General features: G+C 36.8%; 17 protein-coding genes and 2 pseudogenes. 11 read left to right on the top strand and 8 right to left on the bottom strand.

What is annotated here, in order from left to right; genetic code table 11:
* Positions 1-50 precede the first annotated feature (50 nt).
* The 7 genes from APF76_03085 to APF76_03055 all read left to right on the top strand — a co-directional run bounded on the left by APF76_03085 (position 51) and on the right by APF76_03055 (position 9,081).
* Complete coding sequence (locus APF76_03085; GenBank protein KUO50955.1) at positions 51-932, top strand: sugar isomerase; 882 nt, start codon at positions 51-53, stop codon at positions 930-932.
* A gap of 85 nt (positions 933-1,017) precedes the next feature.
* On the top strand, positions 1,018-2,736 hold the full coding sequence (locus tag APF76_03080; protein KUO50946.1) for a hypothetical protein: 1,719 nt from the start codon (positions 1,018-1,020) through the stop codon (positions 2,734-2,736).
* 226 nt (positions 2,737-2,962) lie between these two features.
* On the top strand, positions 2,963-4,303 hold the full coding sequence (locus APF76_03075; GenBank protein KUO50945.1) for a hypothetical protein: 1,341 nt from the start codon (positions 2,963-2,965) through the stop codon (positions 4,301-4,303).
* A 50-nt stretch (positions 4,304-4,353) separates the two neighbouring features.
* The gene (locus APF76_03070; protein KUO50944.1) at positions 4,354-5,787 is read left to right on the top strand and encodes a hypothetical protein; all 1,434 of its coding nucleotides are present in this window, start codon (positions 4,354-4,356) and stop codon (positions 5,785-5,787) included.
* Between the two features lie 112 nt (positions 5,788-5,899).
* Positions 5,900-7,465 (top strand): glycine/betaine ABC transporter permease, encoded by a 1,566-nt coding sequence (locus tag APF76_03065; GenBank protein ID KUO50943.1) that lies wholly within the window; start codon positions 5,900-5,902, stop codon positions 7,463-7,465.
* 187 nt (positions 7,466-7,652) lie between these two features.
* Complete coding sequence (locus APF76_03060) at positions 7,653-8,885, top strand: hypothetical protein (GenBank protein KUO50942.1); 1,233 nt, start codon at positions 7,653-7,655, stop codon at positions 8,883-8,885.
* Entirely contained in the window at positions 8,872-9,081 is a 210-nt protein-coding gene (locus APF76_03055) for a hypothetical protein (protein ID KUO50941.1), read from the top strand. Before APF76_03060 ends, APF76_03055 begins: the two co-directional genes overlap by 14 nt.
* A gap of 38 nt (positions 9,082-9,119) precedes the next feature.
* On the opposite strand, the gene APF76_03050 is transcribed toward APF76_03055, so the two are convergent.
* The 8 genes and pseudogenes from APF76_03050 to APF76_03015 all read right to left on the bottom strand — a co-directional run bounded on the left by APF76_03050 (position 9,120) and on the right by APF76_03015 (position 15,492).
* Positions 9,120-9,392 (bottom strand): ferredoxin, encoded by a 273-nt coding sequence (locus APF76_03050; protein KUO50940.1) that lies wholly within the window; start codon positions 9,390-9,392, stop codon positions 9,120-9,122.
* Between the two features lie 20 nt (positions 9,393-9,412).
* Positions 9,413-10,435 carry a hypothetical protein gene (locus APF76_03045; protein ID KUO50954.1) on the bottom strand — a complete coding sequence of 341 codons (1,023 nt, stop codon included), beginning with the start codon at positions 10,433-10,435 and terminating at the stop codon, positions 9,413-9,415.
* A 100-nt stretch (positions 10,436-10,535) separates the two neighbouring features.
* Positions 10,536-10,832 (bottom strand): annotated as a pseudogene (locus APF76_03040).
* A 195-nt stretch (positions 10,833-11,027) separates the two neighbouring features.
* A complete protein-coding gene (locus APF76_03035; protein KUO50939.1) occupies positions 11,028-11,219 on the bottom strand; it encodes a hypothetical protein in 192 nt (63 codons plus the stop codon).
* A 208-nt stretch (positions 11,220-11,427) separates the two neighbouring features.
* A complete protein-coding gene (locus APF76_03030; protein ID KUO50938.1) occupies positions 11,428-11,730 on the bottom strand; it encodes a hypothetical protein in 303 nt (100 codons plus the stop codon).
* A 178-nt stretch (positions 11,731-11,908) separates the two neighbouring features.
* Positions 11,909-12,382 carry a hypothetical protein gene (locus tag APF76_03025; GenBank protein KUO50937.1) on the bottom strand — a complete coding sequence of 158 codons (474 nt, stop codon included), beginning with the start codon at positions 12,380-12,382 and terminating at the stop codon, positions 11,909-11,911.
* Entirely contained in the window at positions 12,372-13,808 is a 1,437-nt protein-coding gene (locus APF76_03020) for a hypothetical protein (GenBank protein ID KUO50936.1), read from the bottom strand. The genes APF76_03025 and APF76_03020 overlap by 11 nt, the downstream gene beginning before the upstream one ends.
* Before the next feature lie 58 nt (positions 13,809-13,866).
* On the bottom strand, positions 13,867-15,492 hold the full coding sequence (locus APF76_03015; GenBank protein KUO50935.1) for an alpha-glucan phosphorylase: 1,626 nt from the start codon (positions 15,490-15,492) through the stop codon (positions 13,867-13,869).
* A gap of 323 nt (positions 15,493-15,815) precedes the next feature.
* Between APF76_03015 and APF76_03010 the strand changes: the two genes are divergently transcribed.
* From APF76_03010 to APF76_02995, 4 genes and pseudogenes are all read left to right on the top strand, one after another.
* A complete protein-coding gene (locus APF76_03010) occupies positions 15,816-16,190 on the top strand; it encodes a hypothetical protein (protein KUO50934.1) in 375 nt (124 codons plus the stop codon).
* A 243-nt stretch (positions 16,191-16,433) separates the two neighbouring features.
* Positions 16,434-18,347: a hypothetical protein gene (locus APF76_03005; protein ID KUO50933.1), complete on the top strand. Its 1,914-nt coding sequence runs from the start codon at positions 16,434-16,436 to the stop codon at positions 18,345-18,347.
* Positions 18,348-18,597: 250 nt separating this feature from the next.
* Positions 18,598-19,869, top strand: a complete 1,272-nt coding sequence (locus tag APF76_03000) for a hypothetical protein (GenBank protein KUO50932.1) — start codon at positions 18,598-18,600, stop codon at positions 19,867-19,869.
* A 490-nt stretch (positions 19,870-20,359) separates the two neighbouring features.
* Positions 20,360-20,767, top strand: a pseudogene (locus APF76_02995).

The raw sequence follows: 20,767 nt of genomic DNA, 5'->3' as shown, positions 1-20,767 counted from the left end.
ATATAACAGCAATTATTTAATACTGGGAGGAATTATTAGTGGATAAAAAAATGAGACTTGGGTTGCATACCTATACTCTTCATCTATGGGGGCTTGGTCAGAACTGGGGGATAATTGCTGAACCTCGTGCAAAGGAAATAAATCTGATGCAGTTAATGGACAAGGCGGTCGAATGGGGATTACATGGTTTGCATATTACTGGCTGCGATCTTGAAAGCAAGGATGAGAATCGTTTAAAGGAAGTTCGGACGGCAGCAGAAGAGCATGGACTTTATCTTGAATATAATTTTTCCCTAAACGAGGAGTTTGACCCCAGGCTAACAGATAGTATTCGAGAGGGAATCAGCATTGCAAACATGCTTGGTGCGGACATAGGAAAAATAAGTTTAGATATTCGCCGACCCAGACCTCTTTATGGAAGTTGTTTGCATCCAATTGTAATGAGACAGCTTTGCGATGTATATGATGAAGTTAAAGCTGCACTACCATTAGTTGAAAAAACAGGAATAAAGCTTGCTTTAGAAAATCATACTGAAACGTATGCGGATGAAATTTTATGGTTGATTGATAAAATTAACCACCCATTAGTGGGAGCTTGCGTTGATACGGTTAATTCCATGGGAGTTCTTGAAGATCCAATGAGTGCAGTAGAAAAACTAGCTCCATATGCTTTTTCCAACCATTTTTGTGACCACAAGCTTGATAGAGATCAGTTTGGCATTAGATTTCATGGTGTAGCTTTAGGAGATGGTGATATTGATTGTGTAAAAGTATACAACACTATCAAGAAATTATCCCCTACTGATCGTATTACATTTGAAATTGAATGGGATATGGGTGATGATCCAATAGAGGTAGCTCGTGAGAAAGAAATGGATGCGTGTATTAGGAGTATCAAATATGCACGTGAAGTTCTAAGGATAGGGAAATAGTATATAAAAATATAGCATTTTATATTCATATAAGATATATTTGAGTTATTCCAAGATCATAAAAAACCTAACTGGAGGAGTAACTATGGCTCAGGAAAGTGTACTAAACGAAAAACTATTACTAAATATATTTAACAGAATATATCAAGGCATACTCGTTTTAAGTAGTAGCAATACCATATTAGCTATCAATTCTGAAGCAGAAAACCTCTTAAACGTTAGCCAGCATGAGGTTGTAGGTAGAAACCTCAAAAGCATATGCCCTGAGCTTGTCATTGAAGGAAGGATTATTAATGGGAATATTGATCTAATTAGTGGGACTAAGATTAATAGTAGGCTAGTTCAACCGGATAAAACATCCAAAAGAATATTATTCTTAGAATATAATCTGGAAAAAGGCGATATTGATATTTTAGAAAATGTTATTAATTCAATTGATGAAGCAGTTATGGTTTGTGATAATCAAGGGAAGCTAATAATTTACAATGAAGCTAATCAACGATTAGATGGTCTATCGAAAGAACAGGTAATTGGTAAGCATGTTACTAGTGTATATGGACTCTCAGAAGAAACAAGCTTGTTAATTCTGACGATGAAACAACGCCAACCAATTATAGATAGACAACAGAGTTATACAACATTCACAGGCAGGAGTCTGAATATTATGTGTAACACGTACCCATTATTTAAAGAAAGTAAAATAGTAGGTGCGGTTTCGATACAAAGGGATTACTCTAAAATTAAAGAACTCTCAGATAAAATCATAGAATTGCAAGAGCAACTTTTTGAAAGTAGTAAAAAGACTTTCAAAGCAGGTTCGAAAAAGTCTGCTAAATATGTATTTAATGATATTGTTGGAAATAGTGCTATTCTTAAACAAACTATAACCTTAGCAAAAAGAGTCGCTAACACAAATTCTCCAATCCTAATTTATGGAGAAACTGGAACAGGAAAAGAACTTTTTGCACAAAGTGTTCATAATTATAGCAAACGAGCATCGGAACCATTTATAGCAATTAATTGTGCAGCTATTCCCGAAAATCTTCTTGAGGGAATACTTTTTGGAACGGTAAAGGGGGCATATACTGGAGCTGTTGATCGCCCAGGTCTTTTTGAGCAGGCAAGAGATGGCACCTTGCTTTTGGACGAAATAAATTCTATGGGTCTAGGGTTGCAGGCAAAGCTATTGAGGGTTTTGCAAGAAGGAGCTATACGTAGAGTTGGAGCAGCAGATGAAGTTCTCGTGGATGTAAGGGTTATAACTAATGTTAATATTGAACCCACATTGGCTATTGAAAAACAACTATTGAGAGAGGATCTGTTTTACCGACTAGGGGTGGTGTATTTAAAGGTTCCATCTCTTAGATATAGAAAAGAAGACATACCTATTTTAGTAAAGGGCTTTATAGCAGGATACAATAAAACGCTTAATAAAAAGATTAAAGATATATCACCTAGAGTAATGGAATTGTTTTTAGATTATTCATGGCCTGGTAATGTGAGAGAGTTACAGCATGCTATTGAATCTGCCATGAATATTATGCATGAAGACGAGGAAATTATAGCGCTTGAACATCTACCTCATCACATGGAGAGCAAATTAGATAATGGATACCATGAAAAAGACAGTTTACAAGGAATACTTGAGGAAATAACTTTATTAGAAACAATGGGGAAACTAGAAAAAGAAGTACTACTAAAAGCGTTAGAAAGAAATAATTGGAACGTTTCACGTACTGCAAAACAGTTGAATATTAAAAGGCAAAGTCTACAATATCGCATAAAGAAGTACGAAATAAAATAGTAAATTTTTTTACTTACAAGTGACAAAAAAACATACTATGCAAAAATGGTATGCGGTATAGTGAAAAATTATTTTGCAGGGTTATTTGATAATAGAGAGATAAATTGTGGCATGGTAATTGCTTTAAAATAAGTTATTGTAAAATTTAGAATACAAATATACTTTCAACAAACTATCCATCATAAGTTATTATTTTAAATTTTACATTATATCAGGGGGAAATTAAGTGAGTATTCATCAGAGACCAGAGCTTGAAATGTATAGGAAAATCCTAAATGAAATTCTTGAAGGTGTGGTTATTTACGAAAACTCGGGATTAATCACTTGGTGTAATCAGAGAGCTGCTTCAATTTTTGCAGAAAAGACGCAGAATTTAATAGGTGACAATATAAAGAGCTACTTATCAGAAGATTTAATTAACAATACCATTTTTGATTATTTTAATGTACAGATAGGCGGCGATATCAAGAAAGACTACCAAGTAAAAAAGAAGGTTTTAGAATCAGGGACTAAACACGTTATTTTTATTAAAGATCCTTTAAAGGTCCAAACTAGCAATAATCAAGAAATAACCAGTATGCCCGTACGAAAGGCAATTCATAATTTTGAAGATATTATTGGATATAACCAAAAGATTTGTGACATTAAAATATTGGCCAAAAGGGCAGCAAATACATCATCCCCGGTATTGATATATGGGGAGACTGGAACAGGAAAGGAACTATTTGCCCAAAGCATTCATAATTCAAGCAATAGGTCTAAGAAACTATTTGTTGCCATTAATTGTGCTGCAATTCCAGAAAATCTATTAGAGGGTATTTTGTTTGGAACTGTAAAAGGCGCTTATACTGAAGCAATAGATAGACCAGGGTTGTTTGAACAGGCAAGTGAAGGGACACTTTTTTTGGACGAGATTAACTCAATGCCTTTATTGCTACAAGCTAAATTATTACGTGTCCTTCAAGAAAGGAAAATACGTAGAGTGGGCGGCATGGCTGATATTGAGGTGAATCCTAGAATTATAAGTAGTTTAAATGTGAAGCCACTTGATGCAATAGAGAAGGGTTTTATCAGAAATGATTTGTTTTATAGATTAGGAGTTGTCTGTTTAGGAATACCTCCATTAAGAGAGAGAATTGATGACTTGGAATATTTGATAGGATATTTTATGAAAAAAGTCAGCAAAAAGTTGCATAGAGGAAGTTATAGTATATCCTATGATTTGCTAAAGGTATTTGAAGGCTACCATTGGCCAGGGAATGTGCGTCAATTAGAACATGCAATAGAGTGTTCTATTACTTTAATCGGTGATATTGAAACTGAAATAAATATAGAGCATATTCCTGAATATATGAAAGTGACCTCCACAATTTCAGAGAGTCCTTTATCAAAAAGAAATAATTTTAATCCACTACAAAGTGAGATTGAGAAGGTGGAGAAGAATCAAATAATAGCAATATTAGAGAACACAGATGGAAATGTCTCCCATGCGGCAAAGGTTATGAATATTAGCAGACAAAGCTTACATTATCGTATGAAAAAGTATCAAATAAGGGTTTCAAGATAAACCTTAAACAATAAATCCAGTTTGACAAAATAGAGGGGGAAGTTATTCAAATGCGAAGCAATTCCATAATTAATAACACTATTCAATTTAAAACCTTTTCTAAGGAACAATGCGATACACTTCATTATGCTACCCTTGAAGTATTATCAGATACAGGTGTAATTGTTCAGGAGAAAAGATCACTTGATTTATTAAAGAAAGCAGGAGCTTTTGTAAATGGAAATCGAGTAAGGATTCCAGCCTCACTTGTGGAAAAATCTATTTCAAGCGCACCTTCAAGTGTTCTATTATATGATCGAAATGGGAATATAAAAATGAAACTAGAAGGAGAAAATTTCTATTTTGGACCAGGGCCTTCCACTACATATACTATGGACCCATATACTAGCGAAAGGCGTTATCCCAAAAAACAAGATACTAGAAACGCCGCTAAAATTATAGATGCTTTGGATAATATAGATTTTGCCATGGATTTTGGAACTATAAAGGATGTTCCCACAGAACTTGCCGATATTCATTTATTACAGGCCTTACTTGAAAATACTACCAAACCAATTATTCATTGGGGCTTTAATGCAATAAACCTTGAGACAATAGTAGATATGTGCGTAACGATTTCTGGAGATCTTGAGGAGCTACAAAAGTATCCATTTATTTCTTTGTTTTCTACATCCAATACCCCATTACAACATTCAGTAGAAGCTATTGAAAAGCTAATATTTACGGCTGAAAAAAATTTACCGGCTATTTACGTGTCAGCACCAATGGCAGGGGGAACTTCTCCGGTTACATTAGCTGGAACAGTAATTATAGCATTAGCAGAATGCTTAAGCGGACTAGTTATTCATCAGCTTGTAAAAGAAGGAGCGCCATTTGTTATGGGTGGGGTTCCTGCACCTACAGACATGCACACCATGGTGATGAGCTATGGCAATCCAGAATTTAATTTAATGCATGCTGCTTTTGCAGAAATGGCTCATTATTATAAGATTCCAATGTGGGGAACAGCAGGTTGTAGCGATTCTAAAAAGCTTGATGAACAGTCAGCCATTGAAGCTACAGCCTCCATTATGATGTCTGCAATGAGTGGGGCTAATCTTATTCATGATGTTGGATATCTTGAAGGGGGTTCTACTAGTAGCGTTGGACAACTGGTAATGTGTGACGAGATTATTGGATTTGTTAAGAGGATGATTAGAGGTGTGGAAATAAATGAAGTTACTTTAGCATTGGATGTGATTAAAAGGGTAGGTCCTGCGGGTCATTTTGTTACAGATGACCATACCTTTGAGAATTTTAAAAGAGAGCTTTGGAAACCACAGATATTGGACAAAAACCAATATCAGATATGGCTTAATAAGGGAGGAACAACGTGTGGAGAAAGATCTATAGAAAAAGCTAAAAATATTCTAGAAAATCATGTTTCAGAGACTTTGTCAGAAAAGACAAGGGTAAAAATAGACAGCATAGTAAAAAACGCATAATGACTTCTAGTATTATTTACGCAATATTTAGACATTACCGAAAACTTTTGAAAGGAGGGATAATCTAATAACAGTAGTAATTCAGAATAAAAAATAGGTAGGAGGTTTTTGAATGGATAAGTTTTTTGGAAAGATTGATAAGACCATCTTTTTGGGGTCAGCAATTATTTGTCTAGCTTTTGTTGCAATAGCTTCAAGTAATCCAGCAGTTGTATCAGATGTGTTTAATAAAATGTTTTCCTTCTTCATTGATAATTTTGGCTGGACATACCTTCTTGCAGCATCTGCATTTGTAATTTTCTGTTTGTTCTTGGCATTCAGTAAATATGGAAATATAAAACTATCAAAAGATGATGAAAAACCCGAATTTAGTACTACTGCTTGGTTTTCTATGCTATTTGCAGCTGGTATGGGTGTAGGCTTAGTTTTCTGGGGAGCTGCGGAACCAATATACCATTTTGCAGGTGCACCTTTAAGCGAATCAAGTAGTGTCGCAGCAGCATCAGAGGCTATGACATATACATTCTTTCATTGGGGATTACATGCATGGGCAATATATGGTGTTGTTGCCCTTGGGTTAGCATATTTTCAGTTTCGTAGGGGTTTACCAGGACTAATTAGCTCGTGCTTTTACCCAATACTTGGTGCAGAAGGTATAAAAGGTCCAATCGGAAAATCCATAGATACATTTACTGTTGTAATGGCTCTATTTGGAGTCGCTACTTCTTTGGGATTAGGAGCTATGCAGGTTACTACTGGAATGAATATTGTATTTGGTGTTCCAAATACCATTACAGTTTCAATTGTATTTGTAGCCATAGTAACGGCATTATTTACTATCTCAGCGGTAACAGGTATCAATAAAGGTATAAAATGGCTCAGTAATATAAACATGGTAATGGTTATTGGTTTAATGGTTATTGTTCTATTTTTAGGACCGACAAGATATATTTTAAACTTCTTTACTGAATCATTAGGACAATACCTTCAGAATATAGTTTGGATGAGCTTTTTCGTTGATACCCAGGGTGCGGTAGCAGAACGTACAGGGTACGGATGGGTTGGTGCCTGGACCATATTTTACTGGGCATGGTGGATTACCTGGACTCCTTTTGTGGGGAGTTTTATCGCCAGGATTTCTAAAGGAAGAACTATTAGGGAATTTATTATTGGGATCCTTGTAGCTCCATCACTTCTAAGCTTTATATGGTTTAGTATAATTGGTGGAACAGCCATTTATTATGAGAGATTTGGTGCTGGAGGAATTGCTGATGCTACATTTGCCGATGTGACTACTGCTATATTTGTAATGTTTAATCATCTGCCAGTAACAGGGTTGCTATCAACAGTTGCAATGATGGTGGTAACAATTTTCTTTATTACATCTGCTGACTCTGCTACGCTTGTTGTAAGTATGATGACCTCTGGTGGGGAATTAGAGCCAAAGACAAGCTTAAGGATATTCTGGGGAGTTATAGCTGGAGCTATTGCTTCAATGCTTATCTTAACTGGAGGATTAAGCTCTGTTCAGACGATTTCTTTCGCATTTGCTTTCCCATTTACTATTATTATGATATTTATGATGTATACACTAGTTAAAGCATTACATGAGGAAGTAGGGATTGTACAGTCGCCAGCTAGTAAAAAGGTTAGTACTAGCGATGCCCGTACTATGTAATATAATAATATTGCTATGATATCAAGCTTGTAACATTGAAAAAGTACTTTGATAGTACTATCCAGATGAAGAATAGAATAATATAATATGACGAAAGGAACCAAATAATGGTTCCTTTCGTCTATGTCAGGGAACGTTTAAATCATAAAATAGAAAAACAACCATATATCAAGGAGGAATATTTTACGTGCACAGAAAAGGAAAACTCTATGTATGGGCAATCTGCATGCTTCTCCTTTTCGCCATTACGGCGGGTTGTGTTGGGAGATCTGAACAATTGGAGCAAGAGCCTGTAGAACAAAAGGTTGCTACTTCGCAGTTGGTTTTGACCATGGATTACCATGACCTCGATGCCTTCAAGGAGGATCGCATGAAGCACCCTGAAAAGCATGATTCCCTTTGTCTGGTGGCAGTAGGGGACATCATGCTTTCCCGATATGTGGCTCAAAAGATAAAAGAGCACGATGATCCCGGCTATCCATTTGCTGAGATTGAGTGGTTCTTGCAAAGTGGGGATATTACCTTCGGCAACCTAGAGGGCCCAGTTACTCCAGGGCGGGAAATAAAGATACCCGAGATGGTTTTGCGGGCGAACCCATCTGTGGCTCCTGCTCTTAAAGAGGCGGGTTTTAACATCCTGTCGTTAGCCAACAATCACATCCCGGATTTCGGTGTTCAGGGAATACTGGACACTATAAAGTATCTAGACAGGGCAGAGATAAATTATGCCGGTGCCGGTAGAAATGAGGAGGAAGCCTTTGCCCCCCAGTATATGGAGGTGAAGGGTGTAAGACTAGCCTTTTTGGCTTTCAACGATCCGTCGGTGGTGCCGGATTCCTATAGTGCAGGTGACGGCCCGGGCACAGCTGTCTTGGAACCTGAAAAAATAAGAGCTGCCGTCAGAGAGGCAACTGCCAATGCTGATTTCATAGTGGTTTCCCTGCACGCTGGTACCGAGTATGTTTATGAACCAGACGATACACAGGTGCACTTTGCTCACCTGGCCATAGACGCCGGGGCAGACCTGGTGTTTGGCAGTCACCCCCATGTGGTGCAAAAGGTTGAGCAGTACCAAGGAAAGTACATTTTTTATAGTCTGGGTAACTTTATTTTTGATCAGTTGTGGTCACAGGATACTCGGGGGGGTGTGGCTGCTAAGATATGTATTAATGAAAATAGTGTGGAGAAAATAGAATTCTTGCCTGTGTATATAAACGATGATGCACGCCCCGTTGCTTTAAGGGGCCAAGAGGGTAAGATGCTGATAGAAAAACTTGGACTGGAAATGGATATGACCGTTGTTCCAGCGTGGGATAATGAAAGAAAAGCCTTCGCCGCAAGGGAACAATATGTATATCAGGTCAGAAGGAAGAGGAAGATAGCAGCGTTACCTTTTCATTTTCAGGTTGGAAAAAGGTAGTTTTAAACCGGTGTGGCAATCCTCAAGTCTGGATCATCCCAACTACTGGGCTACCCTTATTGACTTAAATAATAATGGTGAAAACGAATTATTGGTTACTGAAGGCAGTTACTCTAACTCCAGAACGAGAGAGATTACCTTATGGAAATGGAACGGATGGGGTTTTTCTCGCATTACATTAGATGGGAGTGGATAATAATATTCACCCCCAGCTCTGTTTTGAAAACTCATAAACTAGCAATCGCAATTTGGCGCAGTACCCTTTATCATCCCTATCAGGATTGCATAAGCACATCCAACACCTGGGTTTACGCTAAGAGCTTCTTGGGGACAATTCTTTACACATGCACTACACTCCATACAGCTATCCTTATGTTTAATATTAATCTTTTTATCTACAATTGATAAAACATTGTGGGGACAGACATTCAAACACATACCACAACCATTACATAGTTTAGGGTCGAACTTCAAGGTGGATACATTTTTTATATATTGTAAGCTCATTTATTTCAGCTCCTATCTCTTTAAAATACCAAAGTTAAATATTCACTAGCTAGGGCACCTATGCCTACAAATGATGAAATAATCATTATGGGAAGTCCAACTCGCATTTCTTTTTCTACTCCTGATTGGGACGTATAGGTAGAACAACCAGTAAAATTCAAACTAAGAAATGCAGTTACTGGTGGTAGCAATAAGTATAAGCCTAAGGCTTCTCTAAAAGAAAATTTGCTTCCAAATACAGGGAAGAAGGTTGTGAATATGAAAACCCATACTAAGCCAACTATCCACCCTTTAATTGCAAAAGCGCGAAAGGGAATATAGGGTAAAAGCAAAGGAGTAACTGCAGCACCTGCAAGTATCGCACCTATAAAAGCAAACACAAATCCTACACCATGTATCCATAGTGTTTCTGATGCAGAGAAATAGGAGGCTATAATTGTTGCTAGTATCACAGCTGCTGTTACAGCCGTCATTGGCTTTAAGCTGCTCATCAGTTCAACTGGAATTAATACAAGGCGATCCTTAAATGTGAAATTAACCTTTCGCATGTTGGGTGTTGCCTTATTATTTGCAGCAATAAATTCAGGTATATCAGAAGCTCTTACTGGGCCGTAAATAATTTTAAAACCTGTTTCCTTGGTAACCAGGTGGGCTGATACTCCTGGAGCACCAAGTTGGGGCAAAATTAATTTATTATGTGAAATGATACCATGTAGATGAGTATTGTTTATCTGGCGGACTAGTTCTTCAGTACCAAAGGTACCTTTGCCTGCCGCACACCAAACATTAATTCCATTGGTGTCTAAAACTAATATCCAAGCATTAATACTAGATAGTTCTTTACGCAGACTATCAAAGGTTAACTTATAGTTTGCTGTAACCAAAACTGGACTACTTGAATCAGGCTTACCTACGGCATAAAGACCAGGCCTAATTTTATAATCCATTCGATTAATCTTGAAACGTACCTTCCGTGTGTCTCCTATGTCAGTTTTGGATAGAGTAGTTGCTACTATTGGGATAGAACCTACATCCGTAGGAATTTCACCGTTTTTTGGTATATCATAATACTTAGTTTTATCACAACAAGAACTGTTAGATCCACAACAGTCAGGAATACATGATTTTATATCCACCTTTTTATTCCTCCTCCAGAAGCTTTAATAAATTACTATTATTAGTTAGCCAATTTTGAATATTGTCAGTAAGACTATAGTAGGCCCAAACCCAATCTGTTCTACGGCTAATGAGATTGCATTCAGTAAGAATTTTCAAATGATAGGATATTTTTGGTTGGCTCATATTAAGAGATGAAGCTATTTCACATACACATAATTCACCATTTCTTAATAGATATATTATTTTTAAACGAATTGGATCCGAAAGTATCTTGAAATTATTTGCAAAAGTTTCAATTTCGGTTAGTTTATCATTGGGAATTGCCGAGGCGATTTCAAAGCATGAAGTTTTAGTCGTCACTAAATCAACCTCCTTTGATTTATTACATAAAATTGGCTTGATATTATTTTAGCTCTAATTTAATCTTAAATCAATACCTAAAAATAAAAAAGAACCTCTTGTTCAAAAGAATAAGAGGTTCAAGCCATCTGGAGTTATTCCAATCAAAAAGTATTTTTAATGTACACACTCACCATCTATGTTTTGTGCAACTAGATGTTGTAAACCACCATGGTGCTTTGCCATTTGAGCTACTTTAAGTCCACCCTTTTCGGTGGCTATGTTTGATACCTTGTTTTCAGCTAGGGCTGGTGCAGAAAGATAAAATATACCTAAGGATAAGGCTACTATAGCAATCATTTTTTTCATGTTTTTCCTCCTTTGCTTGTTTCTCTACTATAAGATAAACAAAATTTGTGACAACAGTTTGATGAAAATTTGGATATTTGGTGAACAATTGATGTAATATGCGGAGGAAGAAGGAATTAGAGAAATTAGCTATTGTGAAAAGCATTGTGGAAGCTCATGGTGGCTAAAAAAGTAGCCCGAGCATAAAACTCCGCAGCTACTCTATGGGTTAAGATAATAATACGATTATACCAACTCCTATTAATAGAGAGGTATCACTTATCTTATCTAGATTTTTAATTACATCAAAGTTAATTTTTAAAAAGGGTATTAACAAACATGCTGCACACAAAAAATAAAGTATATTTGTTAACTCACTAGAAGCATAATGTGAAGATAATTTGCTTAAAGAATATAGAGCGGTAAAGCTTGAAAATGCCAGCTTCCACTTTATATTAAGGTATGCTTTGTTGGTAAACCTTAAAATAGCTAAGATGATCATTGTCCAACCTATATAATGAATAGGTATCAAAATTCTTCACCCCCAGTTGCTATACTCTATTAATAGTTTATGAGTTTAGCTTATCAAGAGTGAATTTTTAAATATATTTGAGTTATTATATATGTAACCATAAATTATATAGACAATAATCAGCACCTAAGACAAAAAGTCTTAGGTGCCATTTTTATACTTGCTGAGGTTTATCCGTTTACCTGCCAAAAAGTCCCACTATGGCATCTAAGATGCTTTCTTTACCAGTAAGTTTACCCCCCATGGTTCCAGTATAAATTAAAGTCAAAATCCCACCAATTCCTGTTAGAAAATATATCTGACTTAAGCTAGTATTTTTCCATAAATCACTTTTGAATTTGAATCTAATATACAAGAAAAGTGTCCAAAAGGTCAGAGAAAAAACAGTAAACATTATTTTTCTCCAAACCGATGGGGAAAAAAGAAGTGAACCAGAGGGCCAGATTAACCACCCCACAATGGCTGAAAAAATTAGTGATAAGACTCCGAACATAGCAGCGAAAAATGCAACAGCCTCTAATTGTTTGTGTAGCGTTGAGTCTTGTTTACGAGTAATAAAGGCTCCAATTAAGGCTAAGGAGGCCAATACTAGAGCCCCTGTGTGAAACTCTGCTCCAAGACTATGTAAGGACACAGCTAATCTATTTACCATTTCGCCTACCTCCCTTTCTACTCATAAAATAAAGAGGCCCCAGAATAATTCCCAATATAAGCACACTACCTCCAACAGTAGTCGCTATAAAGGTAGGATAACTACCATCCTTAGTCTCATGACTTACAGAGGACTTGCCTAGATACTCTTCTGAATGGCAAGATAAGCAGTTTGTCCCATCTAAGATACCCCCTTGGCCCGGGTGGTATTTACTTGTCAGGAATTCCCAGGATACTTGACCAGGATAGTATAATGGAATTGTTGTAGCTTCAATCTGATCCCAATTAGGTGTCTCTCCGTCAAATCTTATAGCAGTTACATCTGCATCAATTCCCAGGCCTAGGGTTTTACGTGATGATATATAGTGCCATCGGCTCCCACTTGCATTTTTGTGGACGGCATAACCTATGTTGTAATTTTGACCTGGCACAAGGGCTATGTCATCCTCTGGATATCCAGTATCTAAGAGCCTTTTTAATTCCAGACTCCATTGGCCGTCTTCCCACTTTGAATTTGAAGTAATAGTAGCACGACTTTCATCAGGGGTTCTTAGAAGTCGACGGGGAATAACATCACCCTCCTGCCAGTCTAATTCGGGGTCAAATTCTACAGCGATATCTTCTGATATATAGAAGTAATCATCCTGAGTTAGTCGATGATTTGAAACATCATCCCAATCTAGAGCTGTAAAACCTACTATATCAGGATCAAACATATAGGCAGGTTGTTCATTATCACTATTCCAGTTTGTTGTGTAGGGGCCTTTTCCTCCGTCACTATTCCTATATTCTAAAACCCATTGATCATCAGAGTATCCAATGGGGTCAGAACGATGAGCACGCCAATGCCAGAAGTCTAAAAAAATACCAAGTTCTCTAAGTTTGGAAAGTTCCTCTTCAGATTTTATTTTTGACCAATGAGGACTGCTCCTGGTCTCATTGATATATTTACGTATATCAGCCTTATCAGCAAGAAGAGGAACATCAGCTATTTCCTCCTCGGTAGCCATTGTACTCGTAAAACGTAAGCCTTCATGACAGGTTACGTAGCAGCCCAGAGTTTCAAAATCTTTGACATTGCCCTTATCGACTAAAAATGACAATCTGTCTTCATAAAAACCGTCTTCCCTTGGACCGTAAGCTGATCCTCCGTGAGCAACCCATTTACCATCTTGAAAAGTGAGATAATCATGGTAAATTCCTTCTTCAGCAGGCCAGTTAAACTGAAAAAACATATATTGATCGTTAAAAGCAGCTTTTACTTTCAATTCAGTATTTAGCTCATCGGGTATTACTCTTGCCTGTGAATAATCCACATCGCTAAAGTTGTAATACGATTCCCTATCTTGTGCTACTAGAGGAAAGGATACAAAGATAAATACTATGTAGGTAAAAATAACTAGTAAAAATCTTGTGCTGGTTTTCAAGATTAGTACCACTCCATTCTAAAGTTTTTAAGAGGGATTTTGCCCAGAAAATGTACGTTCATTCTTTGGCATAAATTAAATCATAGTACTGTTTAACCATTCTGTCTGATGAAAAATTATAGTGGGACATCTCAATACTTGATTTCATCATCTTACTCCAACGGTTTTTACTGTTATAAAATACTGGGATAATCTCATCATATATTACAGAGTACAAAGCCCGTAGATCATGTTCATCTTGATTACTGTAGTCTATTTCATCATGTAATACATCATCAAGGAGCCATCCATTTACTGCATGATGGGGACCCTCTGCTACCCAACCGTCTATTACACTAACATTCAGAACTCCATTCATTGCAGCTTTCATTCCAGAAGTACCGCTTGCTTCTAAGGGTCTGACAGGATTGTTAAGCCACACATCACTACCTTGGACCATTAATTCTGCAATGCCCATATTATAGTTTTCTAAAAAGACTATCCTGTCCTCGTACTTTTTATCCATTTGTACAAGACGTTGGATAATATCTTTTCCAAGAGTGTCATTTGGATGTGCCTTGCCGGAAAAAATTAGTTGTATTTTTCCTGCCTCTAATAGGCCATCAAGAGCATTAGTGTCCCGGAAAATTAGTTCACTTCTTTTATAGGGCGCAGCCCTTCTAGCAAAGCTTATAGTAAGTCTATCTAGCTCCATATTTGCACCAGTAGTCTCTTTAACATAATCTAACAATTTCTTCTTTAAAATCATATGAGGTTTCCAAAGGTCTTCGCCTTTTTCCCAGGCATTACGAATTTCTGAACTTTGCCAGGTGGGTGGATGAACTCCATTTGTAATCGAGATAATCTCGGCAGAACTATCCACATGTTTCCACATTTTCCGAGCTGTGCGTCCATGGAGCTTTGATACACCATTTGCTATTGATGAAAGTCGAAGTGCTGCAACAGTCATATTAAAAGGATTACCGCCAAGTTCACTCATCTGCTCGTATGTAAGTCCATTATATGCCTCCATATGCTGCAGCAAGTCATGAGCATGGACCTCATTGCCTGCTTCAACAGGGGTATGGGTTGTAAAAACAATCTCCTCGCGACTCTTATTCCATGCATCGTGAAAAGACATTCCATCATTCATCTTTTCTCTTATTAATTCTAGACCTGCAAATACAGCATGCCCTTCATTAAAATGATATATATCTATCTCTATGCCAAGGGCTCTAAGTGCTCTTAGGCCCCCTATTCCAAGAACTATTTCCTGAGCAACCCTATCCTGATCCACGCCACCATAGAGTTTGCTTGTTATCCAGCTATGTTCTTCATTACCTTCAAAGTTTGTATCAAGGAGATATAATGGGACATTTCCGTACACATCAACCATCATTATTTTACAAGTAACATCCATACCACGAACTCTGACCTGTACAGATTTACCTGTATCCTTTACTGTAGGAAACTCATGATTCGGATAAAGATCGTAGGGTCTTCCATCATCACCAATTAATTGTGTTGTGTAATCCTTCTTCCAGAGAATACCTACACCTACAAGGGGAACTCCAACATCCTTAGCAGATTTCAAATGATCTCCCGCAAGGATTCCCAAGCCACCTGCATATATAGGTAATTCTTTATTCAAACCAAACTCCATACAAAAATATGCTACTTTTGGTAATTGTTTATGTTGTGGCATAATATTATCGGTAAAATCATTACCGATTTTCACCTCCTGTCATAAGGGTAGTATCTATTTAATGATTTGGGTTCAAAGAAAACTAAGTTTCACTCTATATTCTTTTAAATAAATGGTAAGTTTATTCTTAAAAACTGAGGTATTATAATTATGTTAAATATAGACTAAGCTAATTTATATTTTTTGTCGAAATTAACATATCTTTGTAACATTAAGGTGCGTGTAAAGGATATTACAACAAAAGGTCGTAGTATATTATAGGACGCTTTTACTAGGTGTAATAGGACTAAAGTCCAATACTATATGGGTTGGGGGTTTATGCAATGGCTAATTCATTGCAGCAAATAGAAGCAGAAATTAAAAGGGATGTTACAAGACTACATAAAACAGTAATTGGTAAGGGACCTGGACACACTTCCATCCATATATCCGATAATGTCTTAACGGTTATATTTCAAAATTCTCTATCTTCTGTGGAAATTTCCATGTTGCAAGTGCCTGAGGGTTATAAAAAGATTAACGAGATTAGAAATGACCTTTTAAATGCTAATAGCCACAACTTAGTTGCTATATTGAAAAGATGGATTAATACTGATGTTCAAAAGATAACATCCGTTGTAATACCTGAAACGGCAGAAGTCTATCTATTTATAATATTTAAGGACAAGGTTGATGCTAATATTGATAACAGGTATTAGTTATATTTAAATATAACGGGATAGCTCCTAAAATGGGTGGTCCTGCTGTATAGACTGCTAAAGACTAGCAGGTGGATTTATTATTATCCCAATGCCAGTCTTAACCAGTTCATTGGAAACATAAGTTTTCTTTGGGCTGGTTTTTTCATTTTTTAAGAAAGGTCGTGATAAGGCAGAGCTTTCGGAGTTAAGAATGCTTAAAATGAGGAAGTTTTTAAAATTCACATGTAAAGGAGGTATGAAATGACTAATAGAACAAAACTGCCGGGTAGAATAATTATAGTGTACCTATTAATGCTAGTATTTTTTTGCTCTACTGGTCTGGCTGGAAAACCTTTAGATATCCAAGACCATTGGGCAGAGAAGGAGATTAGCCAATGGATGGACAAGGGTCTAATCACAGGATATTCAGATGAATCATTTAAACCCAATGATTCCATTACCAGGGCAGAATTCATGGCCCTTATAAACAGAGCTTATGGATTTACTAAAAAAGCAGATATAATTTTTTCAGATATAGATGAAAATAACTGGTTTTATGATGATGCTTCTAAAGCAGTAGCAGCAGGGTATATCACAGGATATAGTGATGTAACTTTAAGGCCAAATAATGATGTAAGCAGGCAAGAAGTTGCCGTAATCCTTTCGCGTCTTTTGAAAATGTCGCAAGTCAATAATAAGAGTGCTATAGAAAAATTTAGTGACTTTAGCAGTATACCTGCTTGGAGTAAAGAAGCAGTAAACTCTGTTGTTGTAAAGGGCTATATAGGAGGATATCCAGATGGTAACTACCGCCCAGGTAATTCAACAACAAGAGCAGAAACTGTAACTATCTTAGCAAGAGTAGTTGGTGAACTATATAACTCCTCTGGTAGTTATGGTTTAGCAGAGGACAAGCTTATAATACCAGGCAATGTGACAATTAATACAACAGATATCCTACTAGAAAATATTACGATTGAGGGCAATCTGTATTTAACAGCAGGAATAGGTGACGGTAATGTAATTTTAAATAATGTCACAGTAAAAGGCACTACAGTTATTAGTGGTGGTGGAGAAAACAGTATTACTTTAGACCATTGTTCGTTAAATGAAGTTATTGTTAAAAGAGAAGATGACAAGGTAAGAATAGTCGCCCAGGGTAACACAAATATACAGATAGTACGAGTAAAATCAGGATCAACAATAGATACATCAGCAATTACCGATGAAGCTAATGGTGTTGTTACCATTTTTATAAATACAGATGAAGAAGTTGAACTAATAGGGAAATTTGGAACAGTAATTATTGAAGGAGAAGGGGCTAACGTATCCTTAATAAATGCAACAGTAGAAAAGATGGTAATTAATGCACCTACAACAGTAACTGGACATGGCAAAATTGAAAACGCATTTGTTAATGTTAACGGTTGCTCTTTTGAAAAGAAACCAGAAAATCTCTTTTTGGCTGATGGCGTAGCAGTAGACATAATTGTAGATCCAGTTGAACCAACCGTAAAACCTGATAAAGGGGGCGGAGGCGGAGGGCCTAGTCAGCCACCATCTACAATATCTTTGGACAGAATAAATCATCAAGAAATGTTCATTGGACAAGTCATTGATATAAGTGTATCTACTGATGCTACTAGGATTACTGCAACTTCTGATAATACAGAAGTGCTAACTGTAGAAGTAGTAGGTAAAAAACTCGTTCTTACAACAAAGAAACTAGGTGCTGTAAGAATCACGGTAACAGGGAGCAAAAGCGGCTATAACGATAGGATAAGAACATTTACTGTATTGGTGAAAGAACCTACGCCTCCAGGTGTTGCATTAAGTGCTATTAACGCTACTAACGGCACAGTAACAGTAACTTTTAATAAACCACCTGCTCCTCCACCAACAGTTGATGACTTTACAATTACCAAGTCCATTAATGGTGGACAAGCAGTAGATGTTAGTGTTACAGATGTTTTGTGGAACCAAAAACAAATACAGGCCACTCTAACAATACCGTTAGTTGCTAAAACGTCTGAAGAGCAAAGTGTAGTTATTAGTGCAAGATACAAAAATACAGATTTTATTAGTGCTGGTTATTTTATAGTTAGTGCCTTACCTTCATGGACAACAATCTCTAATACACTTGAGGCTACTTTTGAGGTGCAAGAACAAAATTAAACCTTGTACTTTTTTAGAAGATAGTAGATGAGTTGTCGGTTATCTAAGAAGAACCAATGTTGACTTTAGAGGGGGTGGGCCATCGGGGTGAAGAGAGGTTAAAGGTAAGAAAGATACACGTACATATGAAAAAGGCAAACCTACCGAAAGATAGGGACGCAAAGCTATAGGGCCTTTCTTTAAAAGAATGGTAGCCTGGCCGCCGATTAGTTAAGGGGAAACTAAAATTAATTAATTGGGGGATTTAATAGTGAAAATTAGAAGAATTTCGTTAGTAATGGTAATTGCGGTTGCACTAGTTTTGATGATGTCTGGAATGGCAATGGCGGAAGCTTCTGTTGGCAGTACAGCGATTTCTAATGAATTGAATGCAACTTTTCAAGTAGAAGGCTTAGAAAAAGGCGTGGTAGCAGAAGAGTTTACTGTAGTTAATAGAAGTGATATTAATTTAAAAGGATATTCAGTAGGGCTTAAGCTAGTAAATGCAACATCTGCTGATTTAAATGAAATAACAGTAGAACTATATAGTGGTGATAAACTATTAGTAACTAATACATCTACTGGACTAATTAGTAGTTTAGGAAGCCAAGTACAATACACATCACCTTTTAATATATTTGCAGAGTATGACGGTTATGTAGAAGGGTATTGGACGACTGGTGAGTGGGCTGGGTCAAAGCTAGTTGTACCTACCAAAGCAGTGATTACTGTTACTTATATGGATGGAACTGTAGCAACTGCTATGAATTCAAATTTAACTGGCGATTTAAATAGCATAATGCCAAATGTAGATGTAACCCCAGGTCCATTTGCAGTAGCAAGCAATGATGATCAGAATTACTATGGTTATGCAGTAGACTTTAGTTTAGTAGAAGCAAAACCAATTGATGTAGATGCAATAGAGGTCAAGTTAGTAAGTTCAGATGGAACAGTTCTAATCACTAATACTGCAAATTCAAAATTTTTAACTGAACTGTCTGATGTAGACCATACTTCTCCATTTAATGTATTTGGAGACTTTGCTGACGGCAATTATACAGAAGAATATTGGGATTTAGGTGCTTGGAATAGGGCTGTATCACATTTAGTAGTTCCAGCTAAAGCCGTTATTACTGTAACCTTTGTTAATGGAGAGGTTGTCGTGGCTGAGAATAATAACCTTACAGGAGATTCTGCATCCATAGTCCCAGACGAGCTTATTACTCTATCATGGGATTATTCTGATGGTCAAACAGTAGCTGTAGATGAAGAGTTTTCTGTTTCAGTTACAGCTACAAGTGATTATGTAATTGATAATGTACTCTTTATAGTTGAAATAAATGATGTTAATGGTAGTGGTTTTACAGCCGTTGGGACTGATAATCAGAATCTTGGCTACGATGAGGATGGAGGATTCTGGTTCTGGGGTCCGAGTGGTGGTTTTACCTTTAATTCCGAAGACCCAGTAACTAGCACATTTGATATAACTACAATTCCTGGAGCGGAATTACAAGTTAAAGTCTATGCGGTACAATTACCTTAGTAGGTTCTTATAGCCCGGAACTTCGATGCTTTTTTAGATAGTGGTTAGGGCAACTGAATAATCACAGAGGGTCTGAGGGGACAGGCCCTCTGTTTTTTTAGTAATTGATCTCTTTTGTGGCGTTATATGATGATTCACAGATAATTTCAAGGTTATTTAGGGAGTAGTTCATATTTGTACTCCTTTTTTATATGTAGTGTTCGACACAAGGCTTTTTCGCAATGAGGCAGGAAATGTAAATTTTTTGGAGAAATCGTCCAAATATATAGTTTTGGAATACTTTGAAAAAGCTACTAGATTATGCAAACGGACACCTAAAGTTTTTATGAAAATATAAAGCTAAATTATGTTTATAACATGTAAACTGCTTACGGACTCGGTGTTTCCCATTATCCATATAGAGGAGCATTATACTGAACTTCGCAGAAGGCTAAAACTGGAAGGTTGATAAACTGAATTGTATGTCTATTAGGAGAAATTGAAAACTTATTTGAAAATGTTTTGGGAAAAGCAACAAGTAACCATCCTATTTACTTTTGGAGGTACTGAAATGACTAAGCAAGCAAAACAACAAAGCAATCCATTTTCTACAGGAGGAGGTGGGCTGACTTTTGAAACTCGTGTTCAAGCCGCATTTGTCGTCCTTATGATAACAGGACGGATATCTCCCTGCTTGCCACCGTGGCAAATTAAAAAAATTAAACTTCAAGGCCGATATGCTGGGTTTAATACCGACGATTTCATTGTTTTTGTTAAAGATACTCAATCAGAAAAGGAAGCTAAACTGTTAGCTCAAATAAAACATTCAATCAGTATCACGGAGAGAAATGAAACCTTTGGCGAAGTAATTCAGTCAGCATGGAATGATTTCAATAACTCAGGTGTTTTTTCAAATGAG

The sequence above is a fragment of the Desulfitibacter sp. BRH_c19 genome (assembly GCA_001515945.1).
GTDB lineage: Bacteria > Bacillota > DSM-16504 > Desulfitibacterales > Desulfitibacteraceae > Desulfitibacter.
This window is presented reverse-complemented; position numbering and strand designations above follow the sequence as displayed.

What these genes read in the sequence shown, in the direction of transcription:
- APF76_03085 (KUO50955.1), top strand. Translation starts at nt 51, where the DNA reads ATGAGACTTGGGTTGCATACCTATACTCTTCATCTATGGGGGCTTGGT.
- APF76_03080 (KUO50946.1), top strand. Translation starts at nt 1,018, where the DNA reads ATGGCTCAGGAAAGTGTACTAAACGAAAAACTATTACTAAATATATTT.
- APF76_03070 (KUO50944.1), top strand. Translation starts at nt 4,354, where the DNA reads ATGCGAAGCAATTCCATAATTAATAACACTATTCAATTTAAAACCTTT.
- APF76_03065 (KUO50943.1), top strand. Translation starts at nt 5,900, where the DNA reads ATGGATAAGTTTTTTGGAAAGATTGATAAGACCATCTTTTTGGGGTCA.
- APF76_03050 (KUO50940.1), bottom strand. Translation starts at nt 9,392, where the DNA reads ATGAGCTTACAATATATAAAAAATGTATCCACCTTGAAGTTCGACCCT.
- APF76_03035 (KUO50939.1), bottom strand. Translation starts at nt 11,219, where the DNA reads ATGAAAAAAATGATTGCTATAGTAGCCTTATCCTTAGGTATATTTTAT.
- APF76_03025 (KUO50937.1), bottom strand. Translation starts at nt 12,382, where the DNA reads ATGGTAAATAGATTAGCTGTGTCCTTACATAGTCTTGGAGCAGAGTTT.
- APF76_03015 (KUO50935.1), bottom strand. Translation starts at nt 15,492, where the DNA reads ATGCCACAACATAAACAATTACCAAAAGTAGCATATTTTTGTATGGAG.
- APF76_03010 (KUO50934.1), top strand. Translation starts at nt 15,816, where the DNA reads ATGGCTAATTCATTGCAGCAAATAGAAGCAGAAATTAAAAGGGATGTT.
- APF76_03005 (KUO50933.1), top strand. Translation starts at nt 16,434, where the DNA reads ATGACTAATAGAACAAAACTGCCGGGTAGAATAATTATAGTGTACCTA.